General features: G+C 65.3%; 22 protein-coding genes. 16 read left to right on the top strand and 6 right to left on the bottom strand.

Annotated elements, in window-relative coordinates:
• The first annotated feature begins 31 nt into the window (after positions 1-31).
• A complete protein-coding gene (gene alr / locus BSY238_RS01155) occupies positions 32-1,210 on the top strand; it encodes an alanine racemase (RefSeq protein ID WP_069037533.1) in 1,179 nt (392 codons plus the stop codon).
• A gap of 6 nt (positions 1,211-1,216) precedes the next feature.
• Positions 1,217-2,578: a DNA repair protein RadA gene (gene radA / locus BSY238_RS01150; RefSeq protein WP_069037532.1), complete on the top strand. Its 1,362-nt coding sequence runs from the start codon at positions 1,217-1,219 to the stop codon at positions 2,576-2,578.
• Between the two features lie 267 nt (positions 2,579-2,845).
• On the opposite strand, the gene BSY238_RS01145 is transcribed toward radA, so the two are convergent.
• From BSY238_RS01145 to BSY238_RS01130, 4 genes are all read right to left on the bottom strand, one after another.
• Positions 2,846-3,685, bottom strand: a complete 840-nt coding sequence (locus tag BSY238_RS01145; RefSeq protein WP_069037531.1) for a cupin domain-containing protein — start codon at positions 3,683-3,685, stop codon at positions 2,846-2,848.
• Positions 3,682-4,302 carry a sigma-70 family RNA polymerase sigma factor gene (locus BSY238_RS01140; RefSeq protein WP_190295041.1) on the bottom strand — a complete coding sequence of 207 codons (621 nt, stop codon included), beginning with the start codon at positions 4,300-4,302 and terminating at the stop codon, positions 3,682-3,684. The genes BSY238_RS01145 and BSY238_RS01140 overlap by 4 nt, the downstream gene beginning before the upstream one ends.
• A 140-nt stretch (positions 4,303-4,442) precedes the next feature.
• A complete protein-coding gene (locus tag BSY238_RS01135; RefSeq protein WP_069037530.1) occupies positions 4,443-4,892 on the bottom strand; it encodes a GNAT family N-acetyltransferase in 450 nt (149 codons plus the stop codon).
• A 2-nt stretch (positions 4,893-4,894) separates the two neighbouring features.
• Positions 4,895-6,214: a DUF3422 family protein gene (locus BSY238_RS01130; protein ID WP_069037529.1), complete on the bottom strand. Its 1,320-nt coding sequence runs from the start codon at positions 6,212-6,214 to the stop codon at positions 4,895-4,897.
• A gap of 319 nt (positions 6,215-6,533) precedes the next feature.
• Between BSY238_RS01130 and BSY238_RS01125 the strand changes: the two genes are divergently transcribed.
• The 12 genes from BSY238_RS01125 to BSY238_RS01070 all read left to right on the top strand — a co-directional run bounded on the left by BSY238_RS01125 (position 6,534) and on the right by BSY238_RS01070 (position 19,865).
• A complete protein-coding gene (locus BSY238_RS01125) occupies positions 6,534-7,196 on the top strand; it encodes a GspH/FimT family pseudopilin (protein ID WP_069037528.1) in 663 nt (220 codons plus the stop codon).
• Positions 7,196-7,648, top strand: a complete 453-nt coding sequence (pilV, locus tag BSY238_RS01120; protein WP_069037527.1) for a type IV pilus modification protein PilV — start codon at positions 7,196-7,198, stop codon at positions 7,646-7,648. Before BSY238_RS01125 ends, pilV (BSY238_RS01120) begins: the two co-directional genes overlap by 1 nt.
• Entirely contained in the window at positions 7,645-8,688 is a 1,044-nt protein-coding gene (locus tag BSY238_RS01115) for a PilW family protein (RefSeq protein ID WP_069037526.1), read from the top strand. Before pilV (BSY238_RS01120) ends, BSY238_RS01115 begins: the two co-directional genes overlap by 4 nt.
• On the top strand, positions 8,685-9,305 hold the full coding sequence (locus BSY238_RS01110; RefSeq protein WP_069037525.1) for a pilus assembly PilX family protein: 621 nt from the start codon (positions 8,685-8,687) through the stop codon (positions 9,303-9,305). The genes BSY238_RS01115 and BSY238_RS01110 overlap by 4 nt, the downstream gene beginning before the upstream one ends.
• A gap of 21 nt (positions 9,306-9,326) precedes the next feature.
• Complete coding sequence (locus BSY238_RS01105) at positions 9,327-12,980, top strand: pilus assembly protein (RefSeq protein WP_069037524.1); 3,654 nt, start codon at positions 9,327-9,329, stop codon at positions 12,978-12,980.
• A complete protein-coding gene (locus tag BSY238_RS01100) occupies positions 12,973-13,443 on the top strand; it encodes a type IV pilin protein (protein ID WP_269465911.1) in 471 nt (156 codons plus the stop codon). Before BSY238_RS01105 ends, BSY238_RS01100 begins: the two co-directional genes overlap by 8 nt.
• A 94-nt stretch (positions 13,444-13,537) precedes the next feature.
• The gene (locus BSY238_RS01095; RefSeq protein ID WP_069037523.1) at positions 13,538-14,161 is read left to right on the top strand and encodes a GspH/FimT family pseudopilin; all 624 of its coding nucleotides are present in this window, start codon (positions 13,538-13,540) and stop codon (positions 14,159-14,161) included.
• A complete protein-coding gene (pilV, locus tag BSY238_RS01090; RefSeq protein WP_069037522.1) occupies positions 14,161-14,601 on the top strand; it encodes a type IV pilus modification protein PilV in 441 nt (146 codons plus the stop codon). Before BSY238_RS01095 ends, pilV (BSY238_RS01090) begins: the two co-directional genes overlap by 1 nt.
• Complete coding sequence (locus tag BSY238_RS01085) at positions 14,601-15,593, top strand: PilW family protein (RefSeq protein ID WP_069037521.1); 993 nt, start codon at positions 14,601-14,603, stop codon at positions 15,591-15,593. Before pilV (BSY238_RS01090) ends, BSY238_RS01085 begins: the two co-directional genes overlap by 1 nt.
• Positions 15,590-16,129, top strand: a complete 540-nt coding sequence (locus BSY238_RS01080) for a pilus assembly PilX family protein (protein ID WP_069037520.1) — start codon at positions 15,590-15,592, stop codon at positions 16,127-16,129. Before BSY238_RS01085 ends, BSY238_RS01080 begins: the two co-directional genes overlap by 4 nt.
• Entirely contained in the window at positions 16,126-19,515 is a 3,390-nt protein-coding gene (locus BSY238_RS01075) for a pilus assembly protein (RefSeq protein ID WP_083223861.1), read from the top strand. The genes BSY238_RS01080 and BSY238_RS01075 overlap by 4 nt, the downstream gene beginning before the upstream one ends.
• A gap of 2 nt (positions 19,516-19,517) precedes the next feature.
• The gene (locus BSY238_RS01070; protein WP_069037519.1) at positions 19,518-19,865 is read left to right on the top strand and encodes a hypothetical protein; all 348 of its coding nucleotides are present in this window, start codon (positions 19,518-19,520) and stop codon (positions 19,863-19,865) included.
• 15 nt (positions 19,866-19,880) lie between these two features.
• On the opposite strand, the gene BSY238_RS01065 is transcribed toward BSY238_RS01070, so the two are convergent.
• The gene (locus BSY238_RS01065) at positions 19,881-21,482 is read right to left on the bottom strand and encodes a peptide chain release factor 3 (RefSeq protein ID WP_069037518.1); all 1,602 of its coding nucleotides are present in this window, start codon (positions 21,480-21,482) and stop codon (positions 19,881-19,883) included.
• Positions 21,483-21,566: 84 nt separating this feature from the next.
• Positions 21,567-22,739, bottom strand: a complete 1,173-nt coding sequence (locus tag BSY238_RS01060; protein ID WP_069037517.1) for a DUF2863 family protein — start codon at positions 22,737-22,739, stop codon at positions 21,567-21,569.
• 91 nt (positions 22,740-22,830) lie between these two features.
• Here BSY238_RS01060 and BSY238_RS01055 point away from each other — a divergent pair, with 91 nt between their 5' ends.
• Together BSY238_RS01055 and BSY238_RS01050 are read left to right on the top strand one after the other, a co-directional pair.
• On the top strand, positions 22,831-23,961 hold the full coding sequence (locus tag BSY238_RS01055; RefSeq protein WP_069037516.1) for a M14 family metallopeptidase: 1,131 nt from the start codon (positions 22,831-22,833) through the stop codon (positions 23,959-23,961).
• A 48-nt stretch (positions 23,962-24,009) separates the two neighbouring features.
• A complete protein-coding gene (locus BSY238_RS01050; protein WP_069037515.1) occupies positions 24,010-25,332 on the top strand; it encodes a UDP-glucose dehydrogenase family protein in 1,323 nt (440 codons plus the stop codon).
• Positions 25,333-25,337: the final 5 nt, after the last annotated feature.

Raw genomic sequence — 25,337 nt, 5'->3', positions numbered from 1 at the left:
TTCGCGGACTTCCCGCCATCCCTTGCCCTTCATGTCGCGCCCGTCCCACACCGCTCCCTTTCCGCTGTTCCGCCCGATCCACGCGCGCATCGATTTCGACGCCTTGCGCCACAACTATCTGCGCACCCGCGAACTGGCCGGCGGCGCGAAAATGTGGGCCGTCATCAAGGCCAACGCCTACGGTCACGGCATCACGCGCATTGCGCGCGGGCTGAGCACGCTGGCCGACGGCTTCGCGCTGCTCGATCTGGAAGACGCGGTGCGGCTGCGCGAAGCCGGCATCCGGCAGCCCATCCTGCTGCTCGAAGGCTTCTTCAACCCGCATGACCTGCCGGAGATCGCGGCGCGCCGGTTGTCGGTCGTGGTGCACACGATGGAACAGCTGGACTGGCTGGAGTCGGTTGCGCTGCCGGCCGATGCGCGCATTCCGCTGTTCCTGAAGGTGAATACCGGCATGAACCGGCTCGGCATCACGCCCGAGCGCACGATCGCCGCGCTGGATCGGCTGCGCGCCTGGCCGCACGCCGGCACCATCGGACTGATGACCCACTTCGCCGACGCCGACGGCGAACGCGGCGTCGACGCGCAACTGGCGCGCTTCGCGCCGCTTGTTCGCAACTTCGACGGGCCGGTGTCGCTGGCCAATTCGGCGGCGCTGCTGCGCTTTCCGCAGACGCATGCGACCTGGGTGCGCCCGGGCATCCTGCTGTATGGCGCCAGTCCGGCCACCGCGTACGCCAGCGCAGCGGACATCGGACTCAAGCCGGTGATGCGATTCGAGGCGCGCATCATTTCGGTGCAGCACCTGCAGCCGGGCGAACGTATCGGCTATGGCGGCATCTTCGCCGCCGAGCGTGCGATGCGCATCGGCACGATTGCCTGCGGTTATGCAGACGGTTACCCGCGTCATGCGCCCAGCGGCACGCCGGTGGCGGTGGACGGCGTGCGCAGCCGGCTGGTCGGCCGCGTGTCGATGGACATGATTGCGGTCGATCTGACCGATCTGCCGGCCACCGGGCTGGGCAGCGTGGTCGAACTGTGGGGCGAACACGTGACGCTGGACGAAGTGGCCGCCGCGGCCGGTACGGTCAATTACGAACTCGTGTGCGCGCTCGCACTGCGCGTGCCGGCGGTCGAGGTCGGCGTGGCCGACCTGTCGGAAGCCGGAAGCGAGCCCGGCAAGGCGCCGCCTCTGGCTGCGGTGCGCTGAGTCGCGATGGCCAAGGCAAAGAGCGTCTATTCCTGCACCGAATGCGGCGCCACCAGCCCGAAGTGGGCGGGCCAATGCCCGGGTTGCGCCGGCTGGAACACGCTGGTCGAAACCGTTGCCGAGCAGGGTGCCGGTGCGCACCGCTTCGCTTCGCTGGCCGGAACCGCGCAGGTGCAGACGCTGGCCGACATCCGGCCGCGTGACGAACCGCGTCTGGCCACCGGGCTGGAGGAATTCGACCGCGTGCTGGGCGGCGGCCTGGTACCCGGCGGCGTGGTGCTGATCGGCGGTGACCCCGGCATCGGCAAGTCGACGTTGCTGCTGCAGGCACTGGCCCAGCTCGCTTCGAGGGTCAGCACGCTGTACATCACCGGTGAAGAATCGGGCGAGCAGGTTGCGCTGCGCGCGCAGCGCCTCGCGCTTGACCCGTCCGGGCTGCAGCTGCTGGCGGAAATCAATCTGGAAAAGATCGGCGCCGTGCTGAACGACACTCGACCGCGCGTCGTGGTGGTCGATTCGATCCAGACGGTCTATTCCGAACAGCTCACCTCTGCGCCCGGTTCGGTGGCGCAGGTGCGCGAATGCGCGGCGCAGCTCACGCGGGCGGCAAAGCAGGCTGGGCACAGCCTGATTCTGGTCGGCCATGTGACGAAGGAAGGCACGCTGGCCGGGCCCCGCGTGCTGGAGCACATCGTCGACACGGTGCTGTATTTCGAAGGTGAAACCAGTTCCAGCTTCCGCCTGATCCGGGCGTTCAAGAACCGCTATGGCGCGGTGAACGAACTGGGCGTGTTCGCCATGACCGAGCGCGGCCTGCGCGGCGTATCCAATCCATCGGCGATGTTCCTGTCGCAGCATGGCCAGCCGGTGTCGGGCTCGTGCGTCATGGTGACGCAGGAAGGCACGCGGCCACTGCTGGTCGAGATCCAGGCACTGGTGGATAGCGCACACGGTAATCCGCGCCGACTGACGGTCGGTCTGGACGCGGCGCGGCTGGCCATGCTGCTGGCGGTGCTGCATCGGCACGCCGGCGTGGTGTGTGCCGATCAGGACGTGTTCGTCAATGCTGTGGGGGGTGTGAAGATCGGCGAACCGGCGGGTGATCTTGCGGTGCTGCTTGCCATCGTGTCATCGCTGAAGAACCGTCCGCTGCCGCAGAAACTGGTCGCCTTCGGCGAGGTCGGCCTGGCCGGCGAAATCCGTCCGGCACCGCGCGGACAGGAGCGCCTGCGCGAAGCCGCCAAGCTGGGTTTCACGCATGCGCTGATCCCGAAGGCCAACGCCCCGAAACAGAAGATCGACGGCCTGACCATCATTCCGGTCGAGCGCATCGAAGAAGCGTTCGCAAAATTGCGCGAACTGGAGTGAATCACTGCTCGCTCGGTGGCAGCGGCGTACCTGGAACCACGGTCCGTCCTTAAGCGCAGGGCCTGCGGGAGCGGTGACCTGTGGGAGCGGCGGCCTCGCCGCGATTGATGCCGCGATGATCGTTGATCAACGCGCCGATCGCGGCGAGGCCGCCGCTCCCACAGCAAATCCCACAGCAAATCCCACAGCAAATCCCACAGCAAATCCCACAGCAAATCCCACAGCAAATCCCACAGCAAATCCCACAGCAAATCCCACAGCAGGCTGCTAGTTCGTGCGCAGTGCCTGCGCGACCTTGCCGTGCAGATAGAACAGCGCGCCGACGTCGCTGCTCAGTTCGAAATCATCCGCGTCGGCGTGGGCATAGTCGTACTCGCCGGCGCGCAGCAGGGCGTCGCCGACAAATCCTTCGCCCTCGATCACCAGGTATTCGCCCTCGGCCGCGGCAAGCGCCTTCGGCACGCGGGCACCGGGTGCGACGCGCAGCAGCATCGATGCTTCGTCGGTGCCGTCGAACAGGTGCTTGGCCTGCACGCCCGGTGACAGGTCAGACCACAGGCCTTCACCGGCACGGATCGTGTGCGGGGCGCTGCCGCGGGTCGGCAGCCAGGCGGTGACCATGTCGCGGATCACCCGTCCGGTGTGGCCGAGCGATACACCGCGCAGATAGATCAGCGCGCCGCCGGTTGAGCGCACGCGCCCGTGCCGGCTGCCGGCCGGTGCTTCGTGATAGTCGCCGGCGCGGATGTCGAGGTCGTCCATCTGCAGGTCACCGCGGAGCACCAGACATTGTTCGTGTTCGTGATGACGATGCATCGGCAGGGCGGCGCCCGGCTCGAATTCGACCAGCACCGAGCGCGTGCTCGCGCCTTCGTTCAGCAGCTTGGCGCGCACACCATCGACCACGCGCGCCCAGCCGTCTTCGCTCGCCCGTATCCGGGTGTGGCGTGCCCGTGCCTGCACGCTGTCGCGGGCGCGTGCCAGCAGGCGGCTGCGCAAGGCGTCGCTGCGTGCCGGTTCGAGTGCCACCGGCTTGAGCGCAGCGGCCAGCAGCTGCTGCAGCGTGTCGCTGGCTTCGTCGTCGGGTGAAAGCGGCGGCGTGCTCATGCGTGGGTATCCAGTGCGGCCATGTCCGGCGGAAGTACCTTTCCCAGCGCGGTCAGCGCGCGCCGGATGTGTGATTTGACGGTGCCGAGCGGCAAGGAGGACTGAACGGCAATCTCCTCGTGCGTCAGTCCTCGGAAAAAGGCCAGTGACAGCAATTGTCGCGGAAGCGCATCCAGCGATTCCAGCGCGGCGTGCAGCGCGTGCTGCCGCTGAACGGCTTCGAGCAGGTTCTGCGGATTGCCTTCGCAGGCCGCTTCCACAGCCACAAGTACTTCCGGCTCGGGATGCAGCTCCGCGTCATCGGTGCGGCGCAGCGCGTCGAGTGCCCTGCTGCGCGTCATCGTCATGAGCCAGGCCATCGGATTGCCGCGCGCGGCATCAAAACGCAGGGCCTGTCGCCAGGCCTGCCAGAAAACCTCCTCGGCGACTTCCTCGGCGATCTGCGGGTGGCGCGTGATGCGCAGCGCGAGACCGTACACGCGGCGCACCGTGCGGTCGTACAGCTGGCCGAGTGCCGCCTCGTCGCCGTCGGCCATGCGCCCGATGAGCGCGCACAGCAGCGCCTCGTCGTCGGACGAAGAGCTACGCGCTGCGGTGTCGGATGACATCGGGTTCATGGGGACGAATGCCGACAGGACGACGATCGGGAATGTCTGCGCAAACGGTGCGCTGCGGCCCATGATCCTTCCCTGATTGCCCTGTTGAACACCTTACGCGGCGCGTCGCGGTCCGGATGCAGTGCGGTGCTGGCGGTGCATCAGTCGAGCATCAGGCGCATCGCCTTCATGTCCGAGACTGCGAATCCGTGCTGGCGGTAGAAGCGCTGCGCATCGAGGTTGTGGCCATCGGTCAGCAGCGTGATGCGGCGGCACCCGCGCTGCCGCGCGCACTCGACCGCGGCCTTGAGCAGCCGGCTGCCGCAGCCGCGGCCGCGCTGGCCGGGCTGCACCACCATGTCTTCCAGCAGCGCGACGCGGCTGCCGAGCGCGGTGCTGGTCAGGTAGAGCAGGCTCACCATGCCGACCGGACGATCATCTTCTGCGAGCACCAGGATGTCGCCGCTGTCCGGCGCCTCGAAGATGCGCTGCAGACCGCGCGCCTGCGTTGCCGCGTCGGCGACGAATTCGACTTCCTGCCCGAACAGCTGCGCGAGCAGGGCGCACAGCTCGGGAATGTCGGCGAACGTGGCGTGACGCAGCGTGTGCATGGTCAGTGCGTACCTTCTTCGGCTGCCAGCTTGCGCCGCATGCGGCGCAGACCGAGCGCGGCCAGCCCGGCGATGACCGGAATCGAAATCGCGGTGATCGCTTCCGGACTGACCGGCAGCCAGGCATGCAGGCCCTTCGCGAGGTACTGCACCAGTTGCGACGCGTAATACGTGATGGCGACGATGGACAGGCCCTCCACCGTTTCCTGCAGCCGCATCTGCAGTTTCGCGCGCCGGTTCATCTGCCCCAGCAACTCCTGGTTCTGGCGCTCCAGTTCGATGTCGACCCGGGTGCGCAGCAGTTGCGAGTTGCGGGCAATCCGCCCAGACAGCTCTTCCTGCCGCCGTGCAATCGCCTCGCAGGTGTTGATCGCGGGTGCCAGCCGGCGGTCCATGAATTCGCCGATGGTGGGAAAGCTTTCGACCCGCTGTTCGCGCAATTCGCCGATCCGGCTGGTCACCAGCCGGTAGTAGGCCTGCGCCGCGCCGAAGCGGAAAGTGGAACGCGCCACCGAGCGTTCCACCTCGGCGGCGAGCCGGGTCAGGTGCGACAGTACATTGCGCTCGTCTTCCGGCGTCGTCGCCGTGCCCATGCTGTCCATCAGGTCGGCGAGTTCGCCTTCGGCGCGGCCGAGCAGGCGCCCGACATCCTTGGCGACCGGAAAGGCGAGCAGGGCCATTACGCGATAGGTTTCGATCTCGAGCAGGCGCTGCACGGTGCGACCCGCCTGGCGGGGCGTCAGGCGCTCGTCGAGCACCAGATAGCGGGACCAGCCATCGGTCAGCATGAAGTCGGTGAACACCCACGCCGCACCGTCGGCCACCTGGGCGGCGACACCCTGGCGCCCGCTGGAGATCAGGCCGTCCATGACGGATTTCGGGCCGAGCGCCGAGGTGGATTGCAGCTCGATGTGCGTGGCCACGATCACCGAGCCGGGCAGCGCTTCGAGCCAGCCGGGCGGCACGCGCGGCAGTGCGCCGTGACGCGCATCCGTTTCGTCGGCGCGCGGCGTGCAGAAGAAGGCGTAGCTGGAAAACTCGTTGTGCCGCTCCCACTTCAGCAGGAAGTCGCCGACATCAAGCTGCAGGTGACCGCCGTCAGCCTCCGGCAACGGCCGGGCAAAGGCATCCGCCAGAGCTCGCAGCTGCTGCAGTTCGCCGTCTTCCGTCGTCCCGTCATGGATCAGCGCGAGGTAGGAAACGCGCTTCGGATGGGTGAGCGATACCGGCGGCCGGGCGTGCACCTCGTTGTTCAGCTTGTAGCGGAGCGGGTGCTGGGGCAGGTGGCCGAGTGTTCGGGCGGGGCTGTCTTGATCGGGCATGGGGCAGGTGCGGGGGCGGCATGATCGGGTTGGACCGACCGGATTGTGCAGCACGCTGCGTGATGGCGATACAAGCGGGTGATGCAGGCCGGTGACGGAATCCTGCAAAACGCGCCTGATTGTGCAGGCCCGTAATCGAGGCCCGCCTGATGTGCCGCGCCGGCATGTGGATAGGTGACGGCGTGACGGATGTCACGGCGACCGGCCTCGGCGGCGCCGTTCGGGCACCGCTTCCTGCCGTTCGTCATTGGCGGCTCGCGCCGGACGGTCGTCTTGACGTAAGTTGAGATCAGAAATCCTTTTCCGGTCCAGCCTGTCCATGACGCGTTTCCGCCCTGCGCACGCCGGCTTCACGATGATCGAACTGATGATCGTGGTCACCCTGTTGGCCGTTCTGGCAGCGTTCGCCTTTCCGTCCTTCCAGAGCTTCATCGCTTCGAACCGCCTCACGGCCGAATCGAACGAGCTGCTGTCAGGCATGAATCTGGCGCGCTCCGAAGCGGTCCGGGTCCAGCGGCGCGTGCTGCTGTGCCGGGCGGCAGCAGCAGATGGCGTCGTGAATTTCAGTGCGACCAACGGATGCGTGACGACGGCAAACAGCGAGCCCTGGCAGGCCTGGGCGGTGTTCGTCGACGAGAACAGCAATGGCGCCATCGATGGCACCGAGCGCATCCTGCGGATGCAGGCCATCACCGGCAACGCACTGGAACTCATTTCGAACGATGACCTTGCCGCCGCCGGCAATCGCATCGCGTTCCGTCCCGACGGGATGGCGCGTGGCCAGGGATCTTTGGCTCTTCAAACAGCACAGATCAGGGTGTGCGATCGCAGCGGCGCGCTCGGCGGTAGCAACATGCGGGTGGTGTCGCTCGTGTCGGGCAGTCGCATGTCGATCGCACGCGGGAGTGACGCGAATTGCGGGGTGACCGTGGCGCCGGTGGAAGAAGGCGGTGGCGGCAGCACGCCGGTGGAGGGAGGCTGATGAAGCATCAATCGAGACCGATGCAGCGGGGGGTGTCGCTGATCGAGGTGCTGGTCGCGCTGTTCGTGCTGGCCTTCGGCATGCTCGGCATTGCCGGCATGCAGACCATGGCGATGAAGGCGAACCATAGCGCCTTCGAGCGGAATGCTGCGGTGATCGCGGCCTACTCGATGGCCGACCGCATGCGCAGCAACCAGGTGCTGGCGCGCAACGGCACCTACAACCGCGATCTGCCGGCTTCCGGGTGCGAGATACCGACCGGTACCGAGCCGGCGACGATAGACATCAACCAGTGGCTGACCGGGCTGGCGAACAATCTGGGCGCCGGTTCGTGCGGTGGCATCACCTGCTCGGGCACCCCCGTGTCCTGCCGCATTACGGTCCGCTGGGACGACAGCCGGGTGACCAACGGGGCCAGCGATCACACATTCCAGGTGGATGTCCGCATATGAATACCTTCCATTCTTCCCAGCGCGGTACATCGCTGGTCGAGGTGCTGGTCACCCTGGTGCTGGGGCTGGTGGTGTCGGCCGGTGCCATCGCCATGGTGATCAGCAACCGCGAGGCTTACCGTTCTACCGAAGCGCTGTCGCGCATCCAGGAATCGACCCGCATGGCGTTCGAACTGATGTCGCGCGACCTGCGCGCCGTCGGCATCAATGCCTGCAACGGTGGCCGCTCCCGCGTGTTGAATCTGCTGGCCAATCCGACCACCAACTGGTGGTCGAACTGGTCCGACACGACACGCGGCCTGCGCGGCTTCAACAACACGGAAGCGTCGCTGGCCGCCATCATCGGTACCGAAGAGAGGCAACGGGTGACTGGCACCGATCTGGTCGAGACGATGCACGGCGGAACGGCAGCCATGTCGGTCAGCGTGCACAACGACGCGACATCCACCATCACGCTTGCCTCGCCGCACACGCTGGCCAGCGGTGATCTGGTCGTGCTGTGCGACTTCGAGAACAGCGCCATCTTCCAGGTCAGTGCGGTCGATGCGTCGACCAATTCGCTGGGTCACGGTATCTACGCAGGCTCGCCGGGCAATTGCTCCAGCGGCCTCGCTTTCCGCACGCCGCTGACCTGCGACTTCGGTACCGGCGTGCGCAAGGTGTTTCCGCCCGGCTCGCAGTTGATGCGGCTGCAGGCGGCCGCCTGGTTCGTCGGCAACAACGCGCGCGGCAGCAACACGAACAGCCCGACTTCGCTGTATCGCGTCAGTGTCGGCAACAACGGCGCCGGTAGCGCGGAGCCGGTGGCAGAGGAAATTGTCGAAGGCGTGCGCGACATGCAGATCACCTACCGGCTGCCGGGCGGCGATTACCTGAGCGCCACCGACATCACGGCGCTCAATCGCTGGAACGAGGTGGTGGCCATCCAGATCGAGCTTGTTATCGACGCGCCGGAAACCGGCACGGCGACCAATGCCGCAGGCGCGCGGCTCACGCGGCGCATTTCCCATGTCGTGAATCTGAGGAACCGCGTGTCATGAGTGCGCGACAACCGAATCTGCGCACGCAACGCGGCGCCACCCTGCTGGTCGCGCTGGTGATGTTGATCGTCATGACCCTGCTCGGGCTTGCGAGTATCCGCGGCACCAGCATGCAGGAGAAGATGGGTGCGAACATGTATGACCGCAGCCTGGCTTTCCAGGCGGTCGAATCAGCGCTGCGCGAAGCGGAAGCGAGCATTACCGTCACGACGACGGTCACCAACAGCAACGGGCTGTACTGTCTGCCCGGCGGCACGCCGCCGCTGTGCGCCATCGCGGCGCCGACGCCGCCCAGTGGCGGTGGTGGTGGCGGTTCGGAAGAAAGTACACCGGTGACCCCCGCGTACGCCGAGCGGTGGAACGATTCCACGACCCAGTGGCGACAGGCCACCACTTGGTGGGGCCAGATCGATTCCACCATGAAGGCTCGCCTCAGCGACAACAGCAACACTCCGCCGGAATTCATCATCGAATACATGGGTGAATTCGAGGACGGCACGGGCTGCGGTCGCCGCGGCAGTACGGCTTGCCGTGGGCCGCGCTATCGCATCACCGCGCGCATGCCGCCGGTCGAAGGGCGGCCGAACGTCGCCTTGCAGACCACCTACCGTCCATAGAATGAACCGGGAGTTCCGATCATGAGTGCTGTTCGTTCTTTCGCCTCGGCCGGCCTGCGTGCTGCCTGCGCAAGTCTGTTAGGGGTCTGGCTGGCGTGTTCGCCGGCGCAGGCGCAGGTGCCCATTTCCAGCAATCCGCTGATCCTGAATGTGACGGCGGCGCCCAACGTATTGATGATCCTCGACAATTCGGGCTCGATGGTGTGGGAGGCGTTGCCGGACAGATTCGTCACTCTGTGGGATTTTGAGTTGTCGGTTCGCGCAGGCACTGGAAACAGAACCGCCTACATGCCCGATTACGACAACGCAAACATCCTGAATGTCGCGTTGCGCACCAGCCAGATAAACCGAATCTATTACAACCCTGCAGTGACCTATCGCCGCTGGACCGGCCCGGAGGGCACGCAGTACGCGGCTTCTGACCCGACCAATGCAAAGTACACGCCGGCCGACACGTCGGGCATCGACCTTACGGCGGAACAATCGGCGCGCGTCCGCTGGGTCACCAATACGACTGCTACCACGTTCTCTTTCAGCAGGACCAATGTACCGCGAAGCCCGTCGGCGCCCTGCACCGCTACCGACGAGGTCAACGATAATCCCAACCTGATCGACACGCGCAACTGCGAGAAATTCTTCTGGCCGATGACCTGGTATGTCTACAAAGGCACCGGGTCGGATCTGGAACGCATCAACTACTACCGTTACCAGATCCGCGGCAATGACGCCGACCGCGTCGATCTTGCCGATGGCTCGGTGACGGCCGTCACGAGCTTCAACTGGGCCGGCGGTGTCACCCGCACCATTGCAGAGGAAAAGCAGAACTTCGCCAACTGGTTCACCTACAGCCGCAGCCGTCGTGACGCAGCGAAGAATGGCGTGAGTGCGGCGTTTTCGACGTTGGGCGAGAATTATCGCATCGGTTACAGGCCACTGAACGGCACCACGGGCCAGATGGACATCCCGCTGACCGGGGGTTTCGCCGGCACCAATCGCGTAACCTGGTTCAACAACATGTTTGCCTCTAGCGGTTCCGGTGCGACACCGCTGCGCGTTGCACTGGCCCGCGCTGGCGAGTACTACCGCACGACGACCGGTGACAACGATCCGTGGGGGCCGGCGGAGCCGGATGGCCTGCTCAGCTGCCGCCAGAGCTTTACGATTGTCACCACCGATGGCTACTACAACGATTCGAATACCGATCTCGGCAACGTCAATAGTTCGATCGGCAATGCCGATGGAACGGAGGGTGCGCCTTACGCGGACACCTACTCCAATACACTCGCCGATGTCGCGATGTACTACTACAAGAATGATCTGCGCACCGACATCGCCAACCGTGTGCCGACCACGGATTCCGACCCGGCAGACTGGCAGCACATGGTCACCTTCGGCGTGGCGCTGGGTCTGCAGGGTTCGCTGAATCCGGATACCGATCTGCCGCGGCTTGCATCGGGCGAGCTGTCGTGGCCCAGCACGTCCACAGACAGCGGCAAGCTGGACGATCTGTGGCACGCAACGGTGAATGGGCGCGGCAAGTTCGTCAGCGCCGCGACACCGGAAGAATTCGCGAACGGTCTCAAGGGCGCGCTGGACACGATCGTGCAGCGCACGGCGTCGTCGTCCAACCTCGGCGTGTCGTCGACCGAATTGCGCGAAGGCAGCAAGGTGTTCCAGGCCCGCTTCACCAGTGAGGTCTGGACCGGCGACCTGTGGGCCTACACGGTGACCTCCGGCGGCCTGGGCACGACGCCGCAATGGAAAGCGTCCGAGCAGCTGCCGGCAGCGGCCAGCCGCAACATCTACACCCGCAACGGGTCACTGGGCATCAGCTTTCTGTGGGACAACCTCAGCGACACTCAGAAGACGCAGCTGGGCGACGACAGCACGGTGCTCGATTACCTGCGCGGCGTGCGTACCCAGGAGGTCGATCAGGGCGGTCCTTTCCGCAACCGCCTGTCGATACTGGGTGACATCGTGCATTCGTCGCCGGTGTTCGTGGCCGCGCCGGATAACCTGTCATATGAACGTTTCACCTGGGAAGGTGCGTCGACTTACCAGGCATTCCGCCAGAGCCTGATTGCTGATTCCACCGTGGAACCGCCGGTCACCGCGCGCACGGCAATGGTCTATGTCAGCGCGAACGACGGCATGCTGCACGCTTTCGACGCCGCCACCGGTGTCGAGCGTTTTGCCTATGTACCCAGTGCGGCCTTGCCGGCAATGAGGACCCTCACGTCGCCCAACTACACGCACCGCTTCATCGTCGACGGTTTCCTGCGCGCCGCCGATGTCTTCCAGAGCGGCGACGGCGGCACCGGTCAGTGGCGCAGCGTGCTCGTCGGCACACAGGGTCGGGGCGGCCGCCAGGTCTTTGCACTCGACATTACCAACCCTGACGCCTTCGGCACCAACAGCATCCTTTGGGAATTCACCGATGCGGATCTGGGCCAGTTCATCGGCAATCCGGTGCTGACGCGGCTCAACAATGGCCGCTGGGCGGTGCTGATCGGCAATGGCTACAACAGCGACCAGAACCGCGGCTTCCTGTTCGTGATCGATGCAGTGACCGGTGCGCTGATCCGCAAGATCGATACCGGCGATTGCGTGACGACCGACAATCCCTGCCTCAGCAACGGCCTTGCCGACGTGACGCAGTGGGACAATGACGGTGACGGTACGGCGGATTACGCGTACGCAGGTGATCTGCGCGGCAACGTATGGCGCTTCGACCTGTCGTCGACGGTGGCCAGCGAGTGGAAGGTCGCTTTCGGAACGACCGAGGCGCCGATGCCGCTTTACCGCGCACTGGATGCATCGGGCGAACCGCAAGCCATCACGTCGAACATCGAAGTGCTGCTGAATCCGGCGGACGGTGTGCGCTGGATCAGCTTCGGCACCGGCCGCTTCCTTGCCGGCACCGATCGCGCCGATACCTCAACGCAGACCTGGTACGGTCTGTACGACAACTACACCGGAAACACGCTGACTTCGCCGGTGACCGGGCGCAGCAACTTCGCGCAGCGTGTCGTGCTGTTCGAAACCGCGCTATTCACGCCGGAGACGACGGACATCAATCCGAATCGTGTCCGTGTCATTTCGGCGCCGGGGGACACCTCGGGTGGTGCAGCCATGACCGATGCCGACGGCAATTACGTGAAGCAGGGCTGGTATCTCGATCTGCTGCCGCCGAGCGGCACCCAGCAGGGCGAGCGGATGTTCTATGGTGTGCAGGCCTTCAGTACAGCCCTGTTCGCAACCACCGCGATCCCGGCCGACGATCCCTGCAGTCCGGGTGGCAACGGTTGGCTGCTGACGCTCGATCCCTATACCGGTGGCCGGCTGCAGGACAATGTATTCATCAACCGCGAACCGGTGACCGTCAGCGTGGAAGGTCAGCCGTCGGTCAATTACAACGTCAGCGGTGTCGGCCTGCTGTCCATCCCGTCGCGACCCATCCTGGTGCGCAACGACGCGCCGGTCGGCGACGGTTCGGTCAGCGGTGGCGGCAGCACCGGCGGCACCGGTGGGCAGCCGCTTGGGTCGCCCTGCACGACGCTCAGCGGTCAGGCCGGCGTGCTGATCGGTCTGGCCAATGGCGAAACGGTGTGCGAAAGCCTGAATCTGCCGGACATCTTCGGCCGGCTGTCGTGGCGCGAACTGATCAATGACTGATACCGGAACCTACAACGTGCGCATGAACATCCACCACAGCATCCAGCGCGGCTTCACGCTGATCGAACTGATGATCGTCGTGGCGATCATCGGCATCCTGGCGGCCATCGTGTATCCGAACTACACGCAGTACGTCATCGACAGCCGGCGCGCGACGGCGGCGGCCTGCCTGTCAGAGCGTGCCCAGTTGCTGGAGCGCATCTACACCACGACGCTCACCTATACCGGTGCCACGATTCCAGCCCAGCAGTGCGCCACCGATCTGGCGGGCTTCTACGACTTTCCCGCCCCGACGCTCGCGGCACGCACCTACACGGTCACCGCCGTGCCGCAGGGCGGGCAGGCGAGCAGCGACGGAAAGTGCGGCTGCACGCTCAGCCTGAATCAAACCGGCACGAAGGCTGCGACTGTCGTCGGAGCGACGACAGTCTGCACAAAACCCGTGGCGGCCTGCTGGCGCTGAACCGACACACAAGTTTGCGCCACCCCGACCGGGGCGTACTCAAGCTTCAAGGCCTGTGGCCGTAACAGAGGGATCGCCTTCCCTTTGTCCGCCGATGTTTCGCCGTTCGCCCGCTTCGGGCTTCACGCTGATCGAACTGATGATCACCATCGCCATCCTGGCGGTGGTGACCACCTTTGCCGTGCCCTCGTTCCAGAGTCTGGTCGTGATGAATCGACTGACTGCCGAAGCCAATGAATTCATTGCCGGCATGAACAGCGCGCGTGCGGAAGCCATTCGCGGCAACGCGCGCAGCGTGCTGTGCCGGGCAGCGGTGACGGCCGGGCAGATCGATGCTGCAGGCGGCTGCGTCACCGATGCCACCGGCACCTGGGCAGGCTGGATGGTGTTCATCGATGCCGACGGCAGTGGTGCCTACAATCCGGATGCCGCCACCAACCCGGTCGAGGTCGTGGTGCGAACCCATGTTTTTCTGGGCGACCAGGTCAGGGCGCTCGCGAGCCCCGCGCTGGCAGCCAGCGGCAACCGCGTGGTCTACCGTCCCGATGGCCTGGCGCGGGCACCAGGACAGACGATGCTGCAGTCAGGCACCCTGCGTCTGTGCACGGTCATCGATGGCATGACCAGCAATGCGCGCGATGTACGTCTGGGTGGCGGCAGTCGCATCGGAGTGGCACGCAGCACGTCGGCCAGCTGCGCGGCACCGGGAGATACCTGATGAAGGCGCAGGCGGGTGTATCGCTGATCGAAGTCGCCGTTGCGCTGTTCGTGCTGTCGGTCGGCATGCTCGGCATGGCGGCGCTTCAGATGGCCTCGCTGCGTTCCAACCAGAGTTCCTACGAACGCAGCGCCGCCGTGCTCGGTGCCTATACGATGATCGACCGGCTGCGCGCCGATGTGGCTGCTGCCCGCAGCGGAAGCTACAACCTTGCGCTGGCAGATGGCGCCTGCACGCCGCCGGCCGCCGGATCATTTGCCGACACGCAGCTTGCCAACTGGATCGCAGACCTGCAGACCAGCATGGGCAGTTCGGCCTGTGGCGGGGTGGCCTGCACCGGTGGTGCGACCGGCAGCTGCATGATCACCGTGCGCTGGGACGACAGCCGCGCCCGTGGCGGCGCCACCAATCAGCTGTTCCGGATCGAGGCCCGCCTGTGATGCGCCTTCAGGCACAGCATGGACGCACGCTGATCGAGTTGATGATTGCGCTCGCCATCGGCCTGTTCATCACCGGTACCGCGATCGGGCTGGTGCTGTCGAACCGGCAGACCTACAACATGACCGAAGGCCTGTCGCGTATTCAGGAGGCCGCCCGCACAGGCTTCGAACTGCTGGCGCGCGACATCCGCGATGCCGGCCTGAATTCCTGCGGCGGCGCCCTGCAGTTCGTCAACGTGCTGAACAATCCCTCGTCGCTGTGGTGGACGCAATGGAACGGCGGTCTGCGCGGTTACGGTGGCAGCGAGGCCTTTGCCGGCGCGCCGTTCGGCAGCGCTGCCGGTCAGCGCGTGGCCGGTACGTCGGCGCTGCAGGTCATGCGCACCGGCAGCCAGCCGCAGACGGTATCGGCGCACGATACCGCGACGCAGACGCTCACGTTCAGCCCGGCCAACCGGGCGCTCGCCACCGGCGATCTGGCCATCGTGTGCAACTTCAGTCAGGCCAGCCTGTTCCAGGTGACCGGCGCCAATGGCACTCAGGCCGAACACAGCAACGCTGGCTCGCCGGGCAACTGCTCGCGCGGACTGGGCTTTGCCAACCCGCCCGACTGCAGCGCCACCGGCCAGACCTATCGCTTCGAGGCCAACGCGGTCGCGATGCGGCTTGAATCGCTCGCCTGGTACGTCGGCAACAACGGGCGCACCACGACCACGTCGCGCTCGCTGTATCGCGTGGCGCCGCAGAACAACGCGGGTACCTTGTCGCTGGTCGCCGAAGAGGTGATCGACGGTGTGGTCGACCTGCAACTCGACTATCTGGTGGAAGGCACGACCGCCTACGTCGCCGCGACGGCGGTGACCGACTGGAATGCCGTGCTTGGCGTGCGCCTGCAGCTGATCATCGACGAACCTGACCGCCCATCGACCGCGGCCGACCGCGTGCGACGCACGATGACCCACGTGGTCATGCTCAGGAACCGCATGTCATGAAAGCGATGCTGCCCGCCCGGCAACGCGGCGTGACGCTGGTCGTCGCGCTGATGCTGCTGCTCGCCGTGACGCTGCTGGGTCTGGCCAGCATGCGCGGCACCGGCATGCAGGAGCGCATGAGCGCCAATCTGTACGACCGTGCGATCGCCTTCCAGGCGGCCGAATCGTCGCTGCGCGAGGCGGAAACCCTGCTGGCGAACGGCACAGCGGGGCCGTTTGACGGGACCGTAAGCGGCCTTTACGCCAAGCCGACACCGGGTGCTAACTCATTCCTGAACCGCTGGGAGGATCCGGCCGCCGTGTGGGCGTCGGCGACCGTCTGGTGGGAAGCAGCCGACGCCGATACCCGTGCCAAGGCGGCCGGCGTTCCGCAGTATCTCATCGAGGACCTCGGTCTCTGGCCATCCACGCCCGATTGCGACACGGTCACGACGATCGCCGCCGATTGCCTCAAGCCACGCTACCGCATCACGGCCCGCAGTGCGCCGGTTGCCGGTCGGCCCGCCGTGCTGCTGCAGACCACGTACAGACCATGATCACCTTCCATCGAATGCTCTACTTCCTGCTGGTCGCCTCAGTGCAGGTCGCCATGCTCCTGGCAAGCGCGCCGGCCCGCGCCGCGGTCGACATCGCCGACGCACCGCTGGTGGTGGGCAGCGCGGTCGCACCCAACCTCATGTTCCTGCTCGACGACTCGGGCTCGATGCAGTGGGAGGTGATGCCGGACGAAAACCTGTACTTCTCGTACTACCTGTTTCCGCCTCCGAACAGTCTGTACGGCGGCGACACGTATGAGCGGCGAGCCCCGACCTTCCAGGACAACAACATCCACAATTTCTTCGGCCGCTCGCCGGACAACAATGCGGTGTTCTACAACCCGCAGGTGGCTTACCGCCCATGGCTGACGCACACCGGCGCATCGTTCGGCAATGCGAGTACCACTGCTGCGCCCTACAACCCGGCGGATACGACGCTCGGTACGCTGAATCTCACAGCGGAACAGACACAGTCGGCACGCTGGTTCGCCAACACCACGAATACCAATCTGAACTCGGCTGCCTACAGTTGCCTGGGTGCGTGCAACCAGAACTTCTGGCCGATCACCTTCTACATCTATCGCGGTAATGGCTCACGCGCCTCGGCGGCCAACTACACCAAGTACCAGATCCGCGGCACGCGCGCCTACAAGCGTGACCCGATCACAGCGGGTGAAGTCGAGGTCACGAGCTTCACCTGGCCCAATGGGGCGACGCGTACCGTGGCGGAGGAGACGCAGAATTTCGCCAACTGGTTTTCCTACTACCGCAGCCGCATCCTGACGGCCCGCGCAGGCGCGTCGATCGCGTTTGGTCAGCTCGGCGAGAATTACCGCGTCGGCTTCCGCACGATCAACGGTTCAGGCGAATTGCTGATTCCGACCGACGGCGGCTTCACCGGCACCAATCGGGAAACCTGGTTCAGTCGCCTGCTGGACACCGACATCGGTACCAGCGGCACGCCGCTGCGCACCGCGTTGAACTGGGCCGGCAACTACTTCGAGAACAAGACCGGTACCGGGGACCCCTGGCTGCAGACCGGATATGCGAATCCGCTGACCTGCCGGCAATCCTTCACCATCCTGACGACGGACGGTTACTGGAGTGACGCCTTCGCGTTGACGGCGATCGGCAACGCCGATGGCACCGAAGCGCGTCCGTATCGTGACACGCACAGCAATACGCTGGCCGATATCGCGATGTACTACTACAAGCGTGACCTGCGCACCGGCATTGCGAACAACGTTCCCACCAGCGCACGCGACAGCGCCAACTGGCAGCACATGGTGACCTTCGGTCTGTCGCTGGGCGTCAGCGGCACGCTGGATCCGGCGACCGACCTGCCGGCGCTCACCGCGGGCACCAAGAGCTGGCCCGATCCGGCGAACAGCTCGCCCGCCAAGCTCGACGACCTGTGGCACGCCACGCTCAACGGGCGTGGTGCGTTCGTGAATGCCGCCGATCCGCAGCAATTCACCGATGGCCTGTCGGCCGTGCTGACCGACATCAGCGAACGGGTGGCCTCGACAGGCAACGTCACGGCCACCAGTACGTCACTGACCAGTAACACGCTGCTGTTCCAGTCGCGCTTCGTCGGCGGCAACTGGACCGGCGACCTGGTCGCCACGCGCATCAATACCGATGGAACGATTGCGGCAACGCCGTCCTGGAAGGCGTCTGAGCACATCCCCGCAGCGGCCAGCCGCAACATCTACACCTGGTCCGGTACTGCAGGCATCACGTTTCAGTGGGCCAATCTGAGCGCGGCCCAGCGCACCGCAATCGGCTCGTCGGCCACGCTGGATTACCTGCGTGGGGCGACCACGGGCGAAGCTCGCAACGGCGGCACCTTGCGCAACCGCACCAGCGTGCTGGGCGACATCGTCAATTCGCTGCCGGCCTATGTCGGTGCGGTCACCGACCTGCGCTACGAACGCTTCGGCTGGACCGGCGCAAGCACCTATCAGGCGCATCGCACCGCTGTCGCCAGCCGGCGCGAAATGGTTTATGTCGCGGCCAATGACGGCATGCTGCATGCCTTCGATGCGCGCACCGGTGAAGAGCGTTTTGCCTACGTACCGACGGGTGCCTTCAGCACGATGAAGTTGCTGGCCAATCCGGAATACGTCCACAAGTTCATCAACGACGGCTCTCCTGTCGTGGCCGAGGTCTATTTCTCCGGGGCCTGGCGCACCGTGCTGATCGGCACCCAGGGGCGCGGCGGCAAGACCGTCTATGCGCTGGACGTGACGAACCCGGACAGCTTCGCGGCGAACAAGGTGCTGTGGGAATACACCCACGCCGACCTCGGCCAGACCGTCGGCAATCCGGTCATTGCGCGCATGAATGACGGCAACTGGGCGGTGGTGATCGGCAATGGCTACAACAGTGCCGACGAGCGAGCCGTATTGCTCGTGCTCAACATCGCCAACGGCGCCCTGGTGCAACGCATCGACACGATGCAGGGTTCGAGCACCTCGCCCAATGGTCTGGCGGCACCGGAAGGCGTAGACGTCGACCGCGACGGCGACTTCGATTACTTCTACGCCGGCGACCTGCTGGGCAATCTGTGGAAGTTCAACCTGAGCAACAGCGATCCGGCGCAGTGGCGCACCGGCTACGGTACCGTCGCCGCGCCGCGGTCATTGTTCACGGCGCGCAGCTCGACCGATGCGGTGCAGCCGATCACCGGCGGCGTCAGCATCGGTTTCAATCCGGCCGACCGGAAGTTGTGGATATTTTTCGGTACCGGCCGCTATCTGGCGACGTCCGATCCAGGCAGTACCGCCGCGCAGACCTGGTATGGCGTGAACGACACCGGCACCCGGATCGGCAGTCGCAGCAATCTGGCCGCGCGTGTCATCCTGCAGGAGGGCTCGACCGGGCAGGGCGACAATTACCGCGTGATCTCCAAGCCGGGTGACACCACCGGCGGCACCAGCATGAGCGCCAAGCGCGGCTGGTACATCGATCTGCAGTCGCCGACGGCCGGTGCCGAAGGCGAACGCATCATCAACCCGCCGGTACTGGGTGCCACAACCTTGTTCGCCAGCACGCTCATTCCGAGCAGCAATCCATGCGAACCTGGCGGCCGTGGCTGGGTGATGGGCGTGAATCCCTTCACCGGCGGCCGGCAGGATTTCGATGTGTTCGATTTCACCCGCAATGGCGTCGTCGATGCGAGCGACCAGGTGACGCATACCGAAGGCAGCACCAGCCGCCGTGTCGTCGGCAGCGGCTACAGCACAGACAGCCTGCCCGGCAGCCCGCTGCAGATCGGCAAGCAGCAGATCGTCGGCGGCTCGGATGGCACTGCACGCTCGCGCGCGGTGTCGGACGGCTTGCGCGCCGGCCGGGTGTCGTGGAAAGAAATCATCGGAGACTGAACATGAATATGACCATCCGCCACATCCTCGCCGCTTCGCTGTGCGGCGCAGTCACGCTGCCACTGCAGGCGGCCGAGCCGCTGCATCCGTTATCGAATCCGTCGCTGTACGAGCAGCAGGGCTACGTCAGCAACATCGATACGGCTACCGGCGCGATGACGATCAACGGCAAGCGCTACAAGGGAAACGCCAATACCGTCATCTTCATCGTCGATAAACAGGGTCGGCTGGGCAAGGGCCGGACCCTTGCCGACATTCCGGCCAACACGCCGGTCAGCTTCGCCACCAGCGCCGACGGTACCGTCACCCAGGTGCTGGTCGGCAACGGCATCATGCCGATGGGGCAGTAGTGTGTCGCTGGTGCTTCAGTGGCTGGCGAACATCAGGCCCGCATGTTCGCGCATGGCGTGGAATTTGATCTTGGTCCATTTTTCCTGCGCCACCCGCAATTCGGCATTCATCGTGGCGAGAAAGGCCGGCGCATTCACCGCGTCGTAGGCAATGCGGTGCGCATTGGCGTCGATGAAGCGCTTCAGCTCGCGTTCGTCGTCGCAGGTCACCCAGCGCGCCATGCAGTAGCGCGTGCCTTCCAGTCGCGCGTCAACACCGTATTCCGCCTTCAGCCGGTGGATCACCACCTCGAACTGCAGTTGGCCGACGGCGCCCAGCAGCAGCGTGCCGCCCGCCAGCGGCCGGAACACCTGGATGGCGCCTTCTTCACCCAATTGTTCAAGACCTGAACGCAACTGCTTGGTTCTCAAGGGATCACGTATTTCAACACCCTGGAACAATTCGGGTGCGAAGAAGGGCAGCCCGGTGAATTGCAGCGTTTCGCCTTCGGTCAATGTGTCACCCAGCTGCAGCGTGCCGTGGTTCGGAATGCCGATGATGTCGCCGGCGTAGGCTTCTTCCAGAAGTTCGCGCCGCTGCGACAGGAAGGTGACCACATTGTTCGGCCGGATTTCCTTGCCGTTGCGACTGACCTTGAGCTTCATGCCGCGCTGGAAGTGACCGGAGCACACGCGCACGAATGCGATGCGGTCGCGGTGCGACGGATCCATATTGGCCTGGATCTTGAACACCACGCCGGACAGCTTTGCCTCGTTCGGCTCGACCCGGCGCTGTATGGCCGGCCGCGCGCCGGGCGGCGGCGCCAGTTCGACCAGCGCGTCCAGCACTTCCTTGACGCCGAAGTTGTTGATCGCCGAACCGAAGAACACCGGTGTCTGCCGGCCGGCCAGGAATTCGGCCCGGTCGAAGGGCGGGGCGGCATCGCGCACCAGGTCGATCTCGTTGTGCGCCGTTGCAAGCTGCATCGGGTAGCGTTTTGCGATTTCCGGGTTATCCAGACCCTGCAGCGTCTCCTCCTTGCCGGAAATGCGGTCTTCACCCGCGCGGAACACGCGCATGCGGTCGGCGTGCATTTCATACACACCTGCAAACTCCTTGCCCATGCCGAGCGGCCAGGTGAAGGGTGCGACGTCCATGCCCAGCGTGCGCTCCAGCTCGTCGATCAGGTCGAGCGGCGCGCGCACTTCGCGATCCATCTTGTTGATGAAGGTGATGATGGGCGTGTTGCGCGCGCGGCAGACTTCGAGCAGTCGCAGGGTCTGTGCTTCGACGCCATTGGCGGCGTCGATCACCATCAGCGCCGCATCCACGGCGGTCAGCACGCGGTAGGTGTCTTCCGAGAAGTCGCGGTGGCCCGGTGTGTCGAGCAGGTTCACGATGCAGTCGCGGTACTCCATCTGCATCACCGAGCTGGCTACCGAAATGCCACGCTGCTTCTCGATTTCCATCCAGTCCGACGTGGCGTGACGCGCCGCCTTGCGCGCCTTCACGCTGCCGGCGATCTGGATCGCGCCTGCGAACAGCAGCAGCTTTTCGGTCAGCGTGGTCTTGCCCGCGTCCGGGTGGGAAATGATGGCAAAGGTGCGCCGGCGGGCGACTTCGGTTTCGAGCGACATGGCTTCAGACTGAAAAGAGAGGGTACGACCGTGGGGCCGACGACCGCCCCATCGGGGCAGTCGGTGCGGTCAAGGCAGATTCGGTCAATGCAGATGTGCAGGCGCCTGTTCGCCGTCTTCCGGCAGACCGGCGTGCACCGGCTGGCCGTCGGCATCGGCGTACATCGGGGCGCCGCAGTCGTCGCAGTACTCCATCGGCATGCGATGGTCGAGCACCAGAATGTCGGTCACGCCGCAGCTGCGCAGCACGCCCTCGATCTCGCCGACGATGTCGCTTTCTTCGTCTTCTGCGCCGAGCAGCGCCCACACCACGCCGTGCACGACTTCATTCGACTCGCCGACGGTGAAGCTGATGCGGTATTCCTCCAGCTGCTGGTCGTGGAAGGGCGCGATGATGGCGCGCAATCCACTGGCCTTCGTGTTCAGCGCACCTTCGAGGAAAGACACCGAGGCGTGCAGCGAATAGGCACGCGAGGCGCGATCGGCGTCGCGGCAGGCGGTATGGAAGGCGTTCGGCGCCAGCAACTCGTAGGCGCAGCCCTGCATCATCGGTGCCAGCGCCGCTGCGCCCTGGGTCTGCCACTGCTTCACCGCATCCTCGCGCGCACCGTCGGCCTCCTGCCAGCGGAACAGCGCCGCGCCGCGCGGCGCAATCGCAATCCCGATCAGGTAGCGGGTGTCCGACAGGAAGCTGCTGGTTTCACCCATCGATTCGGCTTCAAGCTTCAGGTCAATGCCGGCGAGGGCGGCTTCGCCCAGATCGTCGCTCAGGTCGCGCGCCTCGACATAGCCGCGCGGCAGCTGATCCGGGCTGAACAGGTAGTCGGCCAGTGCGATTTTCGCGTGCGCGCTCATCACGTGAGCGCCGAGCTGCGTGCGCAGCGTGTCGAGCAGCGGCGCGGCGATCGGACCGGCCGGAATGGAAAAGCGCGACCACGCAAGCAGCGGTGCCGTGAATACGACCGCGTCCCAGTCCTGCGCGGTCTTGCCGGGCAGGCCGCATTCGACACCGGCTTCGATCGCATCGGCCAGTTCATCATAAGCAGCCGGATTGTCCTTCCACAGGTGATCGAGCGCGCCGCTGAGCGTTTCTTCGTTGCGGTCGGCAAGCAATCGGGCCACCAGTTCGGTCAGTCGCGACTCCCAATAACGGTCTTCGACACGGCTGGCCGACAACGCCAGTCCGTCGGCAAGACGGGTGAGCTGGGCGGCGTCCTGGCCGAGGCCGCCACGGCGGGAAAATCGGGTGCGTTTCATATCGGGGTCCGGAAGCTGAGCGCGGATTCTACCAAGCCGGGCCGGCGAGTCGGCCGGTATACTCGCCCGCGGATCACTTTGGAGCGCACTCTTGATCAGAATCAGCAGCCAGTTCGACAGCGGCGCCATCGAGGTCGTCGATGTATCGAACCCTTCGAACATCCGCCTGCGGTTGCGCGACGACAACGCAGCCGACGTTCGCCAGTGGTTTCACTTCCGCCTGCAGGGCGCGCGCGCGCAGGCCTGCACGCTGGTGTTCGAGAACGCCGGGCAGGCCACCTTTGCGGGTGGCTGGGAGGGCTACCGCGTCGTGGCGTCCTATGACCGGCGCAACTGGTTCCGCCTGCAGTCGGGCCATTACGACGGCCAGCACTACGTATTCGGCCTGACGCCGGATTTCGACAGCGTCTATTTCGCCTACTTCGAACCTTTTCCGTGGGAGCGTCACCTCGATCTGCTCGGCACGGCCGATGCATCGCCGGTGGCGACCGTCAGCGACCTCGGCGCGACACCGGATGGGCGTGACCTGAACCTGATCACGATCGGCCGCGCGGCGCCCGGCAAGCGCCGGATCTGGGTCATCGCCCGGCAACATCCGGGTGAAACCATGGCGGAATTTTTCGTCGAAGGCCTGCTCGAGCGGCTTTACGACACGTCAGACCCGGTGTCGCGCAGGCTTCTTGAGCGCGCCTGTTTTTTCGTGGTACCGAACATGAATCCGGACGGCTCGGTGCGCGGCAATCTGCGTACCAACGCTCGCGGCGTCAATCTGAACCGTGCCTGGCGCGAGCCGGACCTGACCGACAGCCCGGAAGTGGCTTTGGTCAGGGCGCGCATGCTGGGCACCGGTGTGGACGTGTTCCTCGACATCCATGGCGACGAGACACTACCGTTCGTCTTTGTCGACGGCAACGGCATGGTGCCCGGCTTCTCTGATGCACACGCGCGGACCGAAAAGCGCTTTTCGGACACCCTGCGTGCGGTGACGCCGGATTTCCAGACCGAGCGCGGTTATGCGCCCGATCGCTTCAGCGACGAAATGCTCACGCTGGCTTCGAAGTGGGTCTTTCAGCAGTTCGGTTGCCTGTCGTTGACGCTCGAAATGCCGTTCAAGGACAACGCCAACCTGCCGGATGGGCTTTTCGGCTGGTCGGCAGCGCGCAGCAGGCGGCTGGGCGAAGCGACTTTGCAGGCGCTGCTGGCTGCGCTCGATGCTGACTGATCCGGCGGTGAGCCGCACCGATTTCCGAAACTTTTCAGGGCTGACTGAATGAAGATCACCGTAATCGGCACCGGGTACGTGGGCCTGGTGTCCGGGGCCTGCATGGCCGAGATGGGCAACGACGTGCTGTGCCTGGACCTGGATCCGGAGAAGATCCGCATCCTGAACGAGGGCGGCATTCCGATCCACGAGCCGGGGCTCGACGCGGTGGTGGCGCGAAACGTGGAAGCCGGGCGTCTGCACTTCACGACCGACGTGGCCGAGGCGGTGCGCTTCGGCACCATCCAGTTCATCGCGGTGGGCACGCCGCCGGACGAAGACGGCTCGGCCGACCTGCAGTACGTGCTGGCGGCGGCGCGCAGCATCGGCCGGCTGATGACCGACTACAAGGTGGTGGTCGACAAGAGCACGGTGCCGGTGGGCACGGCGGACAAGGTGAAGGCGGCGATCGCCGACGAACTGGCGAAACGCGGCAATGAAGTCGAATTCGCGGTCGTGTCCAACCCGGAGTTCCTGAAGGAAGGCGCGGCGGTGGAAGACTTCATGCGGCCGGACCGCATCGTCGTGGGCGCCGACGACGAGCGAGCGATCCACCTGATGCGCGCGCTGTACGCGCCGTTCCAGCGCAACCGCGACAAGCTGGTGGTGATGGACCTGCGCAGCGCTGAACTGACCAAGTACGCAGCCAATGCGATGCTGGCGACGCGCATCAGCTTCATGAACGAACTGGCACTGCTGGCCGACCGTATGGGCGCGGACATCGAAATGGTGCGCCAGGGCATCGGCAGCGACCCGCGCATCGGCTACCACTTCCTGTATGCCGGCTGCGGCTACGGCGGCAGCTGCTTTCCGAAGGACGTGAAGGCGCTGATCCGCACGGCGCGCGACGAGGGGCAGACGCTGAAGGTGCTGCAGGCGGTCGAAGACGCCAACGACGCTCAGAAGCGGGTGCTGGTGGACAAGATCGTCGCGAAGTTCGGCGAAGACCTGTCGGGTCGTCGTTTCGCGCTGTGGGGCCTGGCGTTCAAGCCGAACACCGACGACATGCGCGAAGCACCGAGCCGGGTGATCATCGGCGAGCTGTTCAGGCGCGGTGCGACGGTGAGGGCGTACGACCCGGTGGCGATGACGGAGACGCAGCGCATCTACGCAGACGAGCCGCGGCTGAGCTATGCCGACAAGCCGATGGATGCGCTGGAAGATGCGGACGCGCTGGTGATCGTGACCGAGTGGAAGGAATTCCGCAGCCCGGACTTCGAGCGGATCCGGACGACGCTCAAGCAGCCGGTGATCTTCGACGGGCGCAATCTTTACGAGCCGGACGTGCCGCGCAGCTTCGGCATCGAATACTCGGCCATCGGCCGGCCGTGAGGATT

The organism is Methyloversatilis sp. RAC08 (genome assembly GCF_001713355.1).
In the GTDB taxonomy this organism is placed as follows: domain Bacteria; phylum Pseudomonadota; class Gammaproteobacteria; order Burkholderiales; family Rhodocyclaceae; genus Methyloversatilis.
This window is presented reverse-complemented; position numbering and strand designations above follow the sequence as displayed.